The 15039-nt window shown below is 47.5% G+C and carries 17 protein-coding genes and 1 riboswitch; of the genes, 8 read left to right on the top strand and 9 right to left on the bottom strand.

Annotated features, from left to right (window positions below; translation table 11 throughout):
- Positions 1 to 103: 103 nt before the first annotated feature.
- Positions 104 to 919: an aldo/keto reductase gene (locus tag Q7C19_RS12415; RefSeq protein WP_329470010.1), complete on the top strand. Its 816-nt coding sequence runs from the start codon at positions 104 to 106 to the stop codon at positions 917 to 919.
- Positions 920 to 1030: 111 nt separating this feature from the next.
- Here the strand turns inward: Q7C19_RS12415 and Q7C19_RS12410 are convergent, their stop codons facing one another.
- The 3 genes from Q7C19_RS12410 to Q7C19_RS12400 all read right to left on the bottom strand — a co-directional run bounded on the left by Q7C19_RS12410 (position 1031) and on the right by Q7C19_RS12400 (position 2546).
- Positions 1031 to 1774 (bottom strand): general stress protein, encoded by a 744-nt coding sequence (locus Q7C19_RS12410; protein ID WP_056063752.1) that lies wholly within the window; start codon positions 1772 to 1774, stop codon positions 1031 to 1033.
- 128 nt (positions 1775 to 1902) lie between these two features.
- Positions 1903 to 2220, bottom strand: a complete 318-nt coding sequence (locus Q7C19_RS12405) for a DMT family transporter (RefSeq protein WP_035411003.1) — start codon at positions 2218 to 2220, stop codon at positions 1903 to 1905.
- Positions 2217 to 2546 carry a DMT family transporter gene (locus tag Q7C19_RS12400; RefSeq protein WP_035411006.1) on the bottom strand — a complete coding sequence of 110 codons (330 nt, stop codon included), beginning with the start codon at positions 2544 to 2546 and terminating at the stop codon, positions 2217 to 2219. The genes Q7C19_RS12405 and Q7C19_RS12400 overlap by 4 nt, the downstream gene beginning before the upstream one ends.
- Positions 2547 to 2815: 269 nt before the next feature.
- Here Q7C19_RS12400 and Q7C19_RS12395 point away from each other — a divergent pair, with 269 nt between their 5' ends.
- Positions 2816 to 3370, top strand: coding sequence for a GNAT family N-acetyltransferase (locus Q7C19_RS12395; protein WP_035411009.1), 555 nt, complete (start codon positions 2816 to 2818; stop codon positions 3368 to 3370).
- Between the two features lie 141 nt (positions 3371 to 3511).
- Positions 3512 to 6067 (top strand): SH3 domain-containing C40 family peptidase, encoded by a 2556-nt coding sequence (locus tag Q7C19_RS12390; protein WP_290747951.1) that lies wholly within the window; start codon positions 3512 to 3514, stop codon positions 6065 to 6067.
- 55 nt (positions 6068 to 6122) lie between these two features.
- On the opposite strand, the gene Q7C19_RS12385 is transcribed toward Q7C19_RS12390, so the two are convergent.
- Positions 6123 to 6416, bottom strand: coding sequence for a putative quinol monooxygenase (locus Q7C19_RS12385; protein ID WP_035411012.1), 294 nt, complete (start codon positions 6414 to 6416; stop codon positions 6123 to 6125).
- A 77-nt stretch (positions 6417 to 6493) separates the two neighbouring features.
- On the opposite strand from Q7C19_RS12385, the gene Q7C19_RS12380 reads away from it, so the two are divergent.
- The 4 genes from Q7C19_RS12380 (at position 6494) to Q7C19_RS12365 (ending at position 10527) form a co-directional block, all read left to right on the top strand.
- Entirely contained in the window at positions 6494 to 7672 is a 1179-nt protein-coding gene (locus Q7C19_RS12380) for a M20 metallopeptidase family protein (protein WP_375092256.1), read from the top strand.
- A 62-nt stretch (positions 7673 to 7734) separates the two neighbouring features.
- Positions 7735 to 7838, top strand: a riboswitch (SAM riboswitch).
- Positions 7839 to 7932: 94 nt separating this feature from the next.
- The gene (gene msrA / locus Q7C19_RS12375) at positions 7933 to 8463 is read left to right on the top strand and encodes a peptide-methionine (S)-S-oxide reductase MsrA (RefSeq protein WP_375092255.1); all 531 of its coding nucleotides are present in this window, start codon (positions 7933 to 7935) and stop codon (positions 8461 to 8463) included.
- A gap of 229 nt (positions 8464 to 8692) precedes the next feature.
- Positions 8693 to 9292 carry an ArsR family transcriptional regulator gene (locus Q7C19_RS12370; RefSeq protein ID WP_375092254.1) on the top strand — a complete coding sequence of 200 codons (600 nt, stop codon included), beginning with the start codon at positions 8693 to 8695 and terminating at the stop codon, positions 9290 to 9292.
- A 14-nt stretch (positions 9293 to 9306) separates the two neighbouring features.
- Positions 9307 to 10527 (top strand): MFS transporter, encoded by a 1221-nt coding sequence (locus tag Q7C19_RS12365; RefSeq protein WP_375092253.1) that lies wholly within the window; start codon positions 9307 to 9309, stop codon positions 10525 to 10527.
- A gap of 260 nt (positions 10528 to 10787) precedes the next feature.
- On the opposite strand, the gene Q7C19_RS12360 is transcribed toward Q7C19_RS12365, so the two are convergent.
- The 4 genes from Q7C19_RS12360 to Q7C19_RS12345 all read right to left on the bottom strand — a co-directional run bounded on the left by Q7C19_RS12360 (position 10788) and on the right by Q7C19_RS12345 (position 13469).
- Positions 10788 to 11270: a DMT family transporter gene (locus Q7C19_RS12360; protein ID WP_375092252.1), complete on the bottom strand. Its 483-nt coding sequence runs from the start codon at positions 11268 to 11270 to the stop codon at positions 10788 to 10790.
- A 12-nt stretch (positions 11271 to 11282) separates the two neighbouring features.
- On the bottom strand, positions 11283 to 11951 hold the full coding sequence (locus tag Q7C19_RS12355; RefSeq protein ID WP_035399014.1) for a Crp/Fnr family transcriptional regulator: 669 nt from the start codon (positions 11949 to 11951) through the stop codon (positions 11283 to 11285).
- Between the two features lie 15 nt (positions 11952 to 11966).
- Complete coding sequence (locus Q7C19_RS12350) at positions 11967 to 12395, bottom strand: DMT family transporter (RefSeq protein WP_035411027.1); 429 nt, start codon at positions 12393 to 12395, stop codon at positions 11967 to 11969.
- Between the two features lie 135 nt (positions 12396 to 12530).
- Positions 12531 to 13469: an NAD(P)H-dependent flavin oxidoreductase gene (locus Q7C19_RS12345; protein WP_290747962.1), complete on the bottom strand. Its 939-nt coding sequence runs from the start codon at positions 13467 to 13469 to the stop codon at positions 12531 to 12533.
- Positions 13470 to 13560: 91 nt separating this feature from the next.
- Here Q7C19_RS12345 and Q7C19_RS12340 point away from each other — a divergent pair, with 91 nt between their 5' ends.
- Positions 13561 to 14100, top strand: coding sequence for a gamma carbonic anhydrase family protein (locus Q7C19_RS12340; RefSeq protein ID WP_290747965.1), 540 nt, complete (start codon positions 13561 to 13563; stop codon positions 14098 to 14100).
- 46 nt (positions 14101 to 14146) lie between these two features.
- On the opposite strand, the gene paaX is transcribed toward Q7C19_RS12340, so the two are convergent.
- The gene (gene paaX, locus Q7C19_RS12335; RefSeq protein ID WP_290786174.1) at positions 14147 to 15031 is read right to left on the bottom strand and encodes a phenylacetic acid degradation operon negative regulatory protein PaaX; all 885 of its coding nucleotides are present in this window, start codon (positions 15029 to 15031) and stop codon (positions 14147 to 14149) included.
- Positions 15032 to 15039: the final 8 nt, after the last annotated feature.

The following is a 15039-nucleotide window of genomic DNA, read 5'->3' as shown; positions in this document are numbered from 1 at the left end:
CAGTATACGCAAAAGAACGCGCTTCGGCAATCATTCGATTTTTATAGGAGGAGCGCGTACACTAGACAAGAAAAGAATTTACTATAAAGGAGTCGATGAATCGATGCAACAGATCACGTTAAATAACGGAATCAGTATGCCCCAACTCGGATATGGTGTTTTTAAAGTACCGGAAGAAGAAGTATATGAAGCGGTCAGCGAAGCGCTTCGCGCCGGGTATCGCTCAATCGATACGGCGATGATTTATGAGAACGAAGAAGGCGTCGGTCGTGCTCTGCGTGACTCGGGTATTCCCCGGGAAGAAATCTTTCTGACGACGAAAGTCTGGAATTCCGATCATGGCTATGAAGAGACACTTGCCGCTTTTGAGACGAGTCTGCAAAAGCTCGGCGTTGATTATGTTGATTTGTATCTGATTCATTGGCCAATGCCTAAAGAAGATCGCTATGTCGAGACATGGCGAGCGCTCGAGCATCTCTATGCAGAAGGGAAGACGCGTGCCATCGGTGTCTCGAACTTCCATATTCCTCACTTGGAACGAATTTTAGCCGAAGGATCGGTTGTTCCTGCCGTCAATCAGATTGAACTCCATCCGTTTCTTAGCCAAGAAGCGATTCGAGACTTTTGCCGCAAGCAAGGTATCGTCGTCGAAGCATGGAGTCCGTTGATGAAAGGACGCGATGCGTTGACGCATCCGATCATCGTCGATATCGCCGACCGTCATCAGAAAACACCTGCTCAAGTCGTTCTCCGTTGGCACTTGCAACATGACATCGTCGCGATTCCGAAATCCGTCACACCAAGCCGGATTCGCGAAAATCTCGATGTCTTCGACTTCAGCTTGTCAGACACTGATATGCAAGCGATTGATCAATTGAACGCTAATGTGCGTACAGGATCAAATCCGGATGATAAATAAAACGAGACGATTCTCGTTTTATCTCCATACAAAAAGAAGGTACTTTTCAGATTTTATCCGAAAGGTACCTTCTTCGATTATGACCCTGACGTGTGATTCCATTCTATTATTTTAGCGGTCTAAATTATTTCCATGGTCTTGCTTGGCAATGTCATTCGATTGATGTTTGGATTGACGATGTTCTTCACCGTCTTGCGTTGCATCCTGTTCTTTTTCCTCGTATTCTGTTTCTGGACGCCGGAAATCATCATCCCGACGCATCGCAATATTCGGTTCTCGGTTTCCATCGAGCTTTTTCGAATGATCGATTGCTTGCTCGTCTTGCGGCATCTTATCGGTACCTGCGCGATGCAAATCAATCTCCGCGTGCTCTTCCTTTGAATCCTTATCAACGTCAAGCGAATTACCTGAGCCAAGCTGTGCGTTAGAATTAGCGTCTGATGACGTATGCGTTTCTTCTCCACTACCATAACGGACTTTTACATCAGGATGTGTGTTGTCTGTATTTAAATGTGGATCGAACTGGATGTCTTGGACTTCAAGTAACAGAACGAAGCCCCCACCTTCGACTTCCGTTTTTCGTTGTTCGATTTCATTATCTGATAGATCAAGTGACTCGAACAGATCATCGACTTCTTGATCACGACCTTTGTTCCCACGAATCCGGTCCATCCAAGACGGTTTTGTTGTCGCGATTTCTGCGTCCATCTGGCTACGGACGAGTGCGATATTCGACTTCTCCTTGACGATCACGTAAAAGTCTTCTTCCCGATGTCCTTGAATGTGTAGTTCGTCCATTTTTGAGATCAATTCGTCTTCTGAATAGAACGTTCCGATATATTGTTTCGTTTTCATGGATGTTCTCCCCTTATTAACACGATTTGTCATGCGTAGCTTCTATAAGGAGTATTTCCTCTTTTGCATTAAAATATGCCAAAAAATATGAGTTCCGTTAAAACGTCATCTGTTTGACATGTAAACGGTCATTCGCCGACAAGTTTTAAACCGATCGTCGCACTTAAGACAAGACCGATACAGACGAGCCGTTTCCAGTCTTTTGATTCGTTATAAAGCACCATGCTGAGAATCGCTCCGCCCGCTGCTCCAATTCCTGTCCAGACCGCGTACGCTGTTCCCATCGGTAAGCCATTCATTGCAAGCGTCAAGAATAGAAAACTGAGTCCGAACCCTGTTCCCATCAACAGTAGATTCTTCGCATTCTTATTTTGATTAAATGTATTGATCAAGACGACACCAAACATCTCAAAGATTCCGGCAATGACTAAATACACCCAACTCATGCTGATTTCTCCTCTCCACTGACTAATTTTAGACCGATGACGCCAACGAGTAAGACAGCGATCAATGCTAATTTCATCACGGAAGCCGCTTGATCGAACAACACGATGTCCGTCAAGACCGTCCCTGCCGTCCCGAGACCAACGAAGACAGCATAGACCGTTCCGACCGGTAAATGGTTACTTGCTTTAATCAATACGGTGAAGCTAACGATGATACAGATGACTGTCGCTCCCCATTCGAATGGTGTTGCCGCATGTTTTAACCCGATGACCCAACCGACTTCAAAACACGCTGCGATAATGATCCCGATCCAATACTTTGCCATAGTAATTGCCTCCTAATAGATGATTTCAAATGAAAAAGCCCGGGAGCAAGCGAGACGATTCGCTTTACTCCCGGGCTTTTATCCCTCCGTTGCATGGACAAACGTCCATGTTCCTCCCTCGGTCCAGCCGTACGGAACCCTAGAGGATACTGCCTATTTCATTCGATACGTCCACCCTAGCACGCCCTTTTTCCCGTGTCAAACAGGAATTCGTCTTCGATTTGTCTAATAGAATTAAAGTGACTTCATCTGAAAGAGGAGGATGCTGCATGCGTTATAAAATCAATGACCAACTTCGGATTCGTCGTTTTACACCGGAAGATGTAGAAGCGGTCCACGCCTATGCGTCACAACCCATCGTCAGCCAATTTCAGTCGTGGGGACCGAATTCCGAGACCGATACGAAACAATTCCTGCACGATGCACTAGAAAGTGAACTCGAGACACCAAGACGTCGTTATGTCTTTGCCGTGACATTTCCAAGTGACGTCGTCATCGGTGCCGGTGAACTCGTCATTACAGACGTGGAACATAAAATCGCCGAAATCGGATATGTCCTCTCACCCGATGAATGGGGAAATGGGTACGCGACGTCAATTGCCTCTTTCCTTCTTCAATTCGGTTTTGAAAAACTAGAATTACACCGAATCACAGCGACATGTGATCCACGGAACGTCGCTTCTGAACGTGTCTTACAAAAAGTCGGTATGACAAAGGAAGGACAGCTTCGCGAGACGGTCTATTTAGAAGACCACTGGCGCGACTCTTTAATTTACGGCATGCTCGACTGGGAATGGCAAGTCGATCATGAGGACGATGACTAAAATATGACTTCAAACGGTGTGCTTCGGCATACCGTTTTTTTATGCCCAATCTCCTATTTTTTTGATTTTCATCAATTTTTAAACAAGCGCATGCTACACTATTCCTAATGACAAATTTTAAGAATTGGAGTGAACCTCTTGATGAAAAAATGGACTGCTCATGTTGCTGGACTCGCTGCAACATTGATGTTGAGCTCGGTTCTACCCGCACCTGCTTTCGCTGAATCGCCACCTGCTCAACCGACGGCAGAAGTACAAACAGTCACAGAAACGACAGGAACGGCTTATTTGAAAGAGAATACCGCATTGCTACAAACAGCTGACTCTACCACTGTCATCCAACAACTACCAGCAGGAATGACATTCAAGACGCTCGATACGGACGGTGACTTCACTCGTGTCAGTTGGCAAGAAGGAATTGCTTATGTCGCAACAAGTGCGTTAACGCAAACAGCGCCTGTCTTCCAAAAACAAGCAACGTTGACTTCGAAAAGTCCACTTTCATTAGTCGCTTCACCTTTTGACTCCACCGTCGTGACGACACTTCCCGCTTATCAGCGAATCGATACATACGGCACTTTTGACACGTTCACACGCCTGAAATGGAAAGAGCAATACGTCTACGTACCTACGACACAACTCGAGCAACTTCCGAAATTGGTTGGAACACAGTACGTCAAACGAGCAACTTCCCTTTTCGTTGAGCCGAAGACGACAAGTACAAAGACAGCCGTCACTCAAAATCAAGCATTCGAGACATTCGGTACGGTGGGTACCTTTACGCGCGTGGCGACTGAAACAGGTTATGCCTTCGTATTGACGACTGATTTAGCAGATGCGCCGGTCGAAAATTATCCGGAAACAGGACTGCGTTATGTTAAACGAACAACTTCACTTTTCGTTGAGCCGAAGACGACGAGTACGAAGACAGCCATCGTTCAAAATCAAGCATTCGAAACGTTTGGGACGACGGGTACTTTTACGCGTGTGGCGACTAAAACGGGTTACGCTTTCGTATTGACGACTGATTTAGCTGATACGCCAATCGTGAACCATCCGGAAACAGGGCTACGTTACGTCCAACAGCAGACGACGGTCTATGCTACTGCGACTACGAAAGGAAAAGTCGTACAATCGCTTCCTGTGAATACTTCGCTTCAAACGTACGGCATCGAGGGTTCATTTACACGAATCAAACGAAACGACGAGTATGCCTATGTGCTGACGGCACATCTTGGGACACTAAAGTACTATCCGAAGACCGCACGCCTCTATGTTCAGCGCGCTACACCGATCTATTCGGATGCCAAATCTTCAAGTCCTATCTTAAAGCAACATCAAACGAATACTTTACTGACCGTTTACGGGACGAACGGTGTCTATAGTCGAATCAACTTCCGCGGGATTCATGCTTACGTCAAGACAGCTGATCTCGGTACTGGAAAAGTCTATGCATCAACCGGGACACGATACGCGAAACGCAACCTGTCTGTTTATACGTCGGCTTCGACGAGCAGTAAAACAGTCTATACTGTTAAACGGGCTGATCAATTGACGATTTACGGAACGAGCGGTAGTTACACACGCTTGAAAAAAGGATCGATCTACGGTTACGTCAAGACGACGGATCTCGTCACGAAAAAGCCGGATCTGTATGATGTCTCTGGTCAACGTTACGTGACAGAAGACGACGTCGTCATCCGGTCGCAGGCAAAACTGTCGGGTAAAAAAATCGGTACATTAAAAAAAGGTGCCTCGATCTCGATCTACGGAAAAAGCGGTTATTATACACGTGTCAAATACAAAAATACCTTTGGTTTCGTCGATTCGAGTCGTATCGGACTGAACAAACCGATGGCAAAAGCAAAAAAAGGGACGACGTTTTATGTTCATCTAGATCAAACTCCCCTCTTCTCTGCCGACGTCGCTTACAGTCGTCCGGCCGCTTATTTGAAGAAAGGGACGAAATTAGTCGGTTTGAAATCGATTGATGATGACTTTTGGCAAGTCCGCTTAGTCAGTGGTCAAACCGGTTATGTCCTCAACCCTTATATCAGCACGAGTAAACCCGATATGAGCCTGGCACAAAAAGCGATCGACCGGGCGAAAATCTATACCGTCAAACAGACGACATCCTTTTTCGCAAGTCCGACGAGCCCAAAAGGCAGTGGACTTGTTGAACAAGGCAAACGCGTCTATCCGCGTCACCGGGTCGGAAATTTCTATGTCATCCAATCAGGTTGGACACCTGTCTATCTTCCGGTATCCGCCGTGACGATCACGTCGGATAAACGAGTCGTCAAAAAGAATAATACGCGTGGTGAAAAGCTGATCCAAGCAGCCGTCCAGCATATCGGAACACCCTACACATGGGGTTCGCAAGATGCCGTAAACGGTGGCTTCGACTGTTCCGGACTGATTCACTATGCGACGAACCAAGCTGGAAAATACGGTGGTCGGACGAACGTTCGTGGCTACTGGTATGGTGCGTTCTTCACGAATCGCCGGACGAGCATCTCAAGTGGTAAACGCTCAGATATCGTCTTCTTCCAGAACACCTATACAGACGGTCCATCGCATATTGGAATCATGCTTGATAACGAACACTTCATCCATGCGGGTGGTTCACAGCTGCAAATCAATTCAATCTATGAACCGCGTTGGCAGGAGCATTTCCTCGGCTTTAAATCGATGTAATAAAAAAGACGAATCCGTCGGTTTCGACGGGTTCGTCTCTTCTTATCGCAACACGTCAGAAAGTCATCTCGACGTATTTCGCCACTTGTCGGTCCATCAAGTATAATTCGATCTGTTCACGGTAGGCTTTATAGTGGTCGGATGCGATATGCGCTTCAAGCGCTTCTTCGTCCCGATACACTTCATACAACATGAATTGATGCTCATCCTCGATCGATTGGTGCAAGGAATAACGTAAGCATCCTTCTTCTTTTTGTGAAGCATGATAAACCGTTTGTAAAATCGGGAAGACTTGATCCGCAAGTCCAGCTTTGATTGTAAGTACAGCATTGACGACGATTTCTCCCATGTTACATTATCCCCTTTCGTGATTACCTGTATCTGTACCCATTTTCGCGAAAAGACACACGTTAAAGGAGCTTGAACATGCAAACTCAACTTTTTGAAGCACTCGAACAATTCGAACCGACAATGATCGCGTTACGTCGCGATTTTCATCGACACCCGGAACTCTCTTTCCAGGAAGTCCGCACACCAGAACGGATTGCCGCCTTTTACGCAGAACAGGGCATTCCTCATCAAACAGCCGTCGGAGGTCGTGGTGTCGTCGCGACGATCGAAGGCAAACAGCCTGGTCCGACGATTGCGGTCCGTGCCGATTTTGATGCTTTACCACTTCAAGAAGAGACGACGCTTGCCTTCCGGTCGATCCATCCCGGGGTCATGCATGCATGTGGACACGATGGTCATACGGCGATCGTGATGGTCCTTGCTGCTACACTCTATCCGTTACGCGATCAATTGCAAGGAACGATTCGGATCATCCACCAGCATGGAGAAGAGGTCTTTCCCGGTGGAGCAATCCAAATGATCGAAGCCGGCGTCCTCGAAGGGGTCGATGCAATTTTCGCGACACACCTCGAAAATGATTTACCGGTTGGCACGATCGGGTTCCGGGAAGGACATACATTGTGTGCGATCGACGAATTCGAAATCATCGTCCATGGTCAAGGTGGTCATGCCCAGGCACCGCATAAAACAAAAGATGCTCTCGTCGCTGGAGCGCAACTCGTCTGCAACTTACAACATCTCGTTAGTCGACGGGTTGATCCGTTTGAGCCGGCTGTTCTCGCAATCGGTTCTTTCCATGCAGGAACAGCACCAAATATCGTTACGGGTGAGGCACGCATTGTCGGGGAAATCCGAACGTTCAATGAGACACTGCGGCATCAGCTCCGGCAAGAAGTCGATCTTGTCGCTAAGACGACGTGTGCTGGCATCGGTGCTTCGTATTCGATTGACTTCACGACTGGTTACCCGGCGCTCTGGAATCACCCGGACGAGACAAAACTCGTTCAGGAAGCTGCTGCTTTCTTACCGGAAGCATCCGTCCGGGCACTCACACCAATGATGGCGGCGGACGACTTCGCACATTACTTAACACACGTCCCGGGTAGTTATTTCTTTACCGGCTCTGGCTATACGGACGGTCGCGTCAACTATCCGCAGCACCATCCACAGTACGAGATCAATGAACAAGCGTTGTTGATCGGTGCGAAGACACTTGGGGCAACCGTTTTACGTGCCTTAAATTCTAAGGATTGACTTTATTTCTTTGTGAATGGTATCATCACAACAATGATAACGAATGACATCAACTTCATATACCCTTATCAAGAGTGGACCGAGAGATCTGGATCGATGACGTCCCAGCAACCTGCGCATAGCAAGGTGCTACGACCAGCAAAGCGAAAGCTTTGGTTGATAAAAAGCGGCGACTCCTTTTGCAACCAAGCGAAGGAGTCGTTTTCGTTTTCTCGCTGTCAGACATACAATGGGGATTTCCCACGGAGAGGAAGAGACAGATGGAAAAAGCAACATTTGCAGGTGGATGTTTTTGGTGCATGGTGACACCATTTGAAGAATTACCAGGAATCGAGGGAATCGTATCAGGTTACATGGGCGGACACGTCGATAACCCGACATACGAGCAAGTCAAAACAGGAACGACGGGACACCTCGAGGTCGTCCAAATCACGTTTGATCCGAGCCTGTTCCCGTACGAGCGTTTACTTGAACTCTACTGGCCCCAAACGGATCCGACGGATGCAGAAGGTCAATTCCAAGATCGCGGTACGCAGTACGCGCCAGCAATCTTCTATCATACGGATGCGCAGCATGAAGCTGCGATTACTTCTCGTGACGCTCTTGCTGCAAGCAACCGTTTCAAACAGCCAATCGTGACGCGGATTGATACCGCTTCTGAATTTTATCCAGCGGAAGAGTACCATCAAGACTTCCATAAGAAAAATCCAGAGCACTATAAAAAAGATCGTGCTGCTTCTGGTCGCGATGCTTTCATCGAGCAGGAATGGAAAGATACGACGACGGTCTAATCACCTCGAACCACATACAGTAGCTGAGACTGATTTCAAACATCTCGTTCTTCCCTTACTTTCAGTAGAAAGTGGAGGATGATCGAGATGTTACGGGAGTCAGTTTTTTGTATGCAAACAAATGATGTCTTCTTTATCAACACCCTTACATAAATTTGTAACCGTTTACAAAAACAGTCTTTTGTTTTACGGTTAATAAAAATTAACCGGTTAAAAAGGAGATGATTGCATGGAACAAAAAGCGATTCACATATTAGAGAGCTATGAACAGTTAAAAGTGATCAGTGATCCGTTACGAACAAAAATTCTTATGTTTCTCGTCGAAAAACCACATACGGTACATCAGTTAGCCCACTTGCTGACGTTATCCCGCGCGAAGGTCCTCTATCACGTACGGGAACTTGAAAAGCATGACTTGATTCGTCTCGTCCGGACGGAAGAACAGGGCGGCAATCTATTGAAATACTATCAAGCGATTGCTCGAGGATACATTCCTGCCGATCATCTACTGAACTTCGTCGAGACAAATGAAGCGACCCGACAGTCGTATCTCGAAGTATTGGACCGGGCAAAGACACGCGTTCTAACGGCTCCGACAGCTACTTTTTCTCCTTCATCTTCGAACGTCGAGGACTGGATGAGCTTATCACTTCAAAAGGAACTGACGATGTCTGAAGCCGACTTCCAACGCTTTGCTACAAAATATCGTGCTCTATTGGACGAGTTCACACGGTCTCCTTCACTAGACGAAGAAGATAAAAAACACTTCTATATCATGTCGACTGCCTTCGCAATTGATGAACCACTGTTTGAGAACGACGAGGTCTAAATCGGAGGTGTCTTATGCTACCTGTTGAAATGGATACGGAACAATCACTGTTTAAAAATCAATCTTTTTTATTTTTATGGGGGTCCGGTATGTGCTCCGCCCTCTCCCTATCAACCTATCTGTTTGTTGAACAATGGTATGTCATCCATACGCTAAACCAGGCGTCATATCTCGGATTCGTCCTCATGGCCACCTTGTTACCCCGTATTTTTCTCATGTTGTTCGGTGGCGTCTTATCCGATCGCTATAAACGTTCAACGATCATGCGTATCTCAAGCGGTCTACGGATCAGTTTTATAATTTGCCTCCTCGTGTTACTTCATGCCGATCAGCTTACATTGCTGACGATTTTAGGATTTGCCTTTTTATTCGGTAGTGTGGATGCATTCTTTTCGCCAGCGAATGCTTCCTTACTGCCTACACTCGTTTCGAAAAAACAGCTCACTAAAGCCAATTCATTGATTCAGACATCTAATCAAATCGCTCTCTTTTCAGGTCCGATTCTTGGTGGAGTCATCCTCAGTCATTCTTCTTACTCGTACGTCTTTCTCGTGATTTTCGGAACACTCTGTCTGACGCTTCTCTTCACGTATGGTATTCGTGAATCTAAGGTCAAGCGAGCACGTCAGCATTCAGCTTTCTTTGAACTAAAAGAAGGGCTACATTACGTCTTTCACTTTCAGCAACTCAAGCAGACACTTTTTCTTGTCATCTGTGTCAATTTCTTTTTCTTTGGACCACTCTTACTCGGAATCCCCTTACTCGTTCATGATGTGCTCCAAGGAGATGCGATGGATTTAAGTTATATGCAAGGGGCTTATCAAATGGGAATGCTCGGAGGGGCGCTCTGGAGTGGTTTTGCGCAGACGAAAGCAAATGGGCTTACCTCATCGGTCCGATTAATTGGCGCCTTAGGTTTGCTTTTCTTCCTGCTTAGTCAAGCCCAGCAGATTTTGTTGTACCTGATCATCCTGTTATCACTTGGTGTCCTTTCTTCCATCATCAATATTCGCTTCATTACGTTCATCCAGTCTCAGTGTGCGGAACAGACGATGGGACGTGTCATGAGTGTCGTGAATGCCGCGTCAAACGGTCTCGTTCCATTATCTTATGCGCTTCTCTCTTTTCTACTGTCGTTTCATGTTTCAATCACGACGATCATGTTGTACTGTGGTCTTCTTATCCTTGTCCTCTCGCTTTACTTCAGAAGACGAATGGTTCATCTATTCGATTGAAATCAAGTCACAACACATAAAAACATGCGAATCTCCCGATTGAATTAGCGGGAAACGCGCATGTTTTATTTAGTCAATCTAGAACGTGAGTGTTCATCCTCGACTCCTGCAGGGAAAGAAAGCGCGAATCGCGCTTTCTTCAGGGTCAGGTAAGACCCGGCAAATCGCATGGAATGCGGGATGACGCGGCTTACCTCCCGCCTGCGGAAAGCGAGGATGACAGAAACGTTCGTCAGTCGATCGAACTAGTATCAGATTTTTTAAGAGACTTGCTTCGGTATATCCTTCGCCTTCTCTTCCGGCGCCACGACTTGATACCGCTTCAAAACGAAGATCCCACATACCATGACGGCGAGACCGACGAGCTGACCGAATGATAAATCAATTTGCGGTAAACCGAACCAGCCGAACGTATCAACAGCAAGAGCAAAGCTTAACTGCGAAATCAGAACGACAGAGATCGCGACGGACGGACCAAGCAACTGAATCCCACGCATGACACAAAAAACGACGCCGACACCGACAAGTCCACCAAACCAATAGAGTGGCGATACGTTTTGAATCTGTCCGATCGTTCCACCACGAAACAGGACATACGTGATGCTTGCTCCGATGAAGCCGACGAAGAAAACCAGCGTCGTCGTCGCCCATGCGCCGAATGCATCACTCATCCGAGCATTCAATACCGTCTGCAAACTGATTAACATTCCAGCCAATACGGCACATACAATGCCTATTATCATGTTCGTTCCTCCTTACTCATAGCTGTTACCGTTCGCTTTCTCGCGAATCCGTTCCAAATCGACGATGATGATCTTGCCACGTCGTCGAACAAGGATCTCTTCCTCACACAACTTCGTGATGATCCGGTTAAGGTGACGATAACTCGTTCCAAGCCAGTCAGCGACGTCATGTAGATTCGACGTCCGCATCTCCTGATAAAACAAACTGTCACTAGCTTCGGACGCAATCGATAATAAGTAGCCTGCAAATCGCTCCTCGACCGTATAGAGTACGTGGTGCGACGCTGATTTCGAATCGGCATACCACTTCGCTGTAATTGTTCGTAGTAAAAATTGCAGAAAGACATTCGTCGTATTGTGCTCGCGTAAAATCGCATACGGCACGCTCAACACATCGACATCGGTCACCGCCTCAACTGTATTCAACACTTCTCGTTCATTGATGAACTCGGCGTCACCAATCACTGTCAGTGGTGTTTTGAATCGTAAAATCCGTTGTTTCCCTTCTGACGAAGCAGCAGAAATTTTGACCTTGCCTGCGACGATGAAGTACATCCGGTCGATTGTCGCACCGGTCGTACAGAGGAGTTCTCCTTTTCGGAAGGTTTCTTCACGCAACCAAGCGCGCGTCTCTTCCGTTAAAATCGTATCCAGTCCATATTGTTGGATGACGGTTTCCATGTTCGTTCCCTCCCTTTAGGCAAGTGAGAAAATCGCAACTCCTGCAAGCATGAGACCCACACCAACCCACTGACCACGATTTCCTTGTTTTTTTAAGACACCGAACCATCCTTTTAAATCAATCAGAAAGGCACATAAAATCTGCGCGACGAGTAACAAACACATCGCCCATGTCATGCCGAGTTTTTGGATCGCTGTCAGTTCCGTTACGACGACTAGCACGCCAATCAAACCACCGCTCGCATAAATCCACGGTAACTGACGGAATCCGCCGATTTTCCGATCTCGTACGAAGCTATAAATGACTAAACAACCCATCAGACCAACAAAGTGGACGATCAATACGGATAACCACGGTCCGACGCCTGTCGCAAGGCGCGCATTGAATATACCTTGCAGGGCGATGAACAGACCGCTCATCAAAGCAAACACGACTCCTTGCACGTCATCTCCTCCTTTAATCTCTACACTAGAGTAGACCTTATTCGTGCCTCACTTGAAAAGGACAAATGTCCCATTTTCAAAAAAACATGAAAAACCCGCTTTCCACAAGCGGGTTTACGGGTCATCATTGTATGTTCATGTCGCAAAACGAGCAGTCGTCCGCTTCAGCTGTTCCTCTGCTTCCTCCATCATGCGCGTAAACAACTCAGCAACCGTTGGCACATCACGAATCAAACCGGCAACCAGTCCAGCGTTGACATATCCTTTCTCTTCATCGCCTTCAAGAGCGCCTGTAATATGATACGACTCATTCGTCTGATCGAGAAAAGCAGCAGGTGTCTTGGCTGTGAGCTGTTCGACGTAAGGACCATCAAGGACACGTCGGACAAATCCAACGGAGCGCCCGATGATGCGTGTATCGGTATCTGTCGCATCCGTTAAGCGCGATTTATAAACTGGGTGGACCTTCGCATCTTCCGTCGCGATCAACCGTGTTCCGAGCTGGACGCCGGCAGCACCAAGCAACAGGACAGCTGCTAGCCCACGCCCATCGCCAATCCCACCCGCTGCAAGAACCGGAATCTTGACCCGGTCGACAAGCTGCGGAATCAAAGTGAGGGTCGTCAGTTCAAGCGGGGAATTGATACCTGCCGCTTCAACTCCCTCCGCTACGAGTACATCAGCGCCTGCCTGTTCTGCCTTTACTGCCTGTTTGACTGAAGCGACAACAGCGATCGTTTTGATGCCAGCAGCTTGAAGTCGCTCTATGTATGGTGCCGGATTTCCTGCCGACAAAGAGACGACCGGAATCTTTTCTGCAATCGCGAGATCGATCAGTGCTTCCGTATAAGGAGATACACGAATCGCGATGTTCAAGGCAAATGGTTGCTCCGTCAGGGTTCGTGTCTCGTGAATCCGAGACGCTACTTCATCGACCGACAACGTACCGCACCCAAGCGTTCCGAGTCCTCCGGCATTCGACACCGCTGCCGTGAGTGCTGCATGACTAATGTTACCCATCCCTCCTTGGATCAATGGATAACGAATGTTGAATAGCTCACAAATCGGAAACATATCTTTCCTCCGTTCTCGACTCCCACCGCATGATATACTGACAGGGAATGAATAGTAGTTCATCTTATCCTAGAAATGAGGTCGTTCTGTTATGAAGATTCCGTATCAATCGATTCATCCGAACGTAGCATCCGATGTATTCATCGCTCCTGGCGCTTATCTGATTGGAGACGTCACGATCGGTTCCGAGTCTACCATCTGGTTCAACGCTGTATTACGCGGTGACGAAGGACCGATTACAATCGGCAAACGCTGCAGTATCCAAGACAACGCAACGATTCATCTGTACGAAGGCGCACCTGTCGTCATCGAGGATGAAGTGACGGTCGGACATAACGCGATTTTACACGGCTGTAAAATCGGACGTCGTTCGATCGTCGGAATGGGCGCGACCGTTCTTGATCACGCAGACATCGGTGAAGAATGCATCATCGGGGCGAACACGTTGATTCCATCAGGAAAAGTCTTCCCACCCCGTTCGCTGATCATCGGCTCACCGGGTAAAGTCGTGCGTGAACTGACGGAAGCGGACCTCGCGATGATTCAGGAGTCGATTGATTCCTATGTCGATAAAGGTTACGCTTTCCGAAACATTCTCGCAGGATCAACCGAACAAAACACATCTGAATGACACGAATGCGGGGCGGATCGCGCGATCCGTCCCGCTCTTTTGTATATCATCGTTCCGCAAACAGCGGGTGTTCTGTTGCATCATACGAAGCGCTACGTTGTGACACATCGTGTGTCTCTTCAAAGATTGATTCAAAGAAGCGGCTCGCTGGTTGCGCAAGCAGACGGTAATATTGCTCGAACAACAGTGCCGCATGGTGTCCGCTCCAAGCATCCGGTAATAGTTCTTGCGGGAGTCCCGGATCCGTGAAGAGGAATTTTCGGTACTCATGTACGAGCATCGTCCGTTCGACGAAACACTGCTCATCCGTCATTTCTCCTAGTTGGATCTGACTCTGATGGACGATGTATTGCCGGCTATAATCCGTGATGAACGTTTCGTAACGTTCCTGCAATTCCTCGAGTGGAAAAGCGCGCTCAACAAGGGATTGGTCTTGCTTCGGACCGTGGTATTCACCGACGAAGAAATCGACATACTCTTCGATTTCGTACGCTTCAATCAATCGTTCCGCCTCTTTTTCAAGCGGGTTCGGTGAAATCCAAACCCCATTCGATAGGTTGCCAAACCCACTCCACGTCAGTTCTTTGCGGAGCTCATCGCGAATCTGGCGTTTATCCTCCGGAATCGTGTACATCAGCGTCCGCCACTTCCCGTCCCAGTCGTGCGGTGTTGATCTGTAGATCCGACGTGCAGCCTCCTCCATCCGTTCCACCCCACGTGGTGTCAATGAATAGAAGCTTTTATTTCCTTGTTTCTCGGAGACGAGCCAGCCTTGTTTAACCATCCGGGACACAGCAACCCGAACGGCCTGCTCGTTATGTCCGAACTCTTTGACGAGTCGAATTAAACTCCCGACCCAGATTTGATTGCCGTAATGGCGGATATAATCGCCGTAAATCGTAAAGATCATCGATTGGGTGTTCGCACTCATGGTATTCA

Source organism: Exiguobacterium sp. PHA03, from assembly GCF_041945985.1.
GTDB lineage: Bacteria > Bacillota > Bacilli > Exiguobacteriales > Exiguobacteriaceae > Exiguobacterium_A.
Note: the sequence above shows the minus strand (reverse complement) of the source record. Positions and strands in the feature narration are given on the sequence as shown.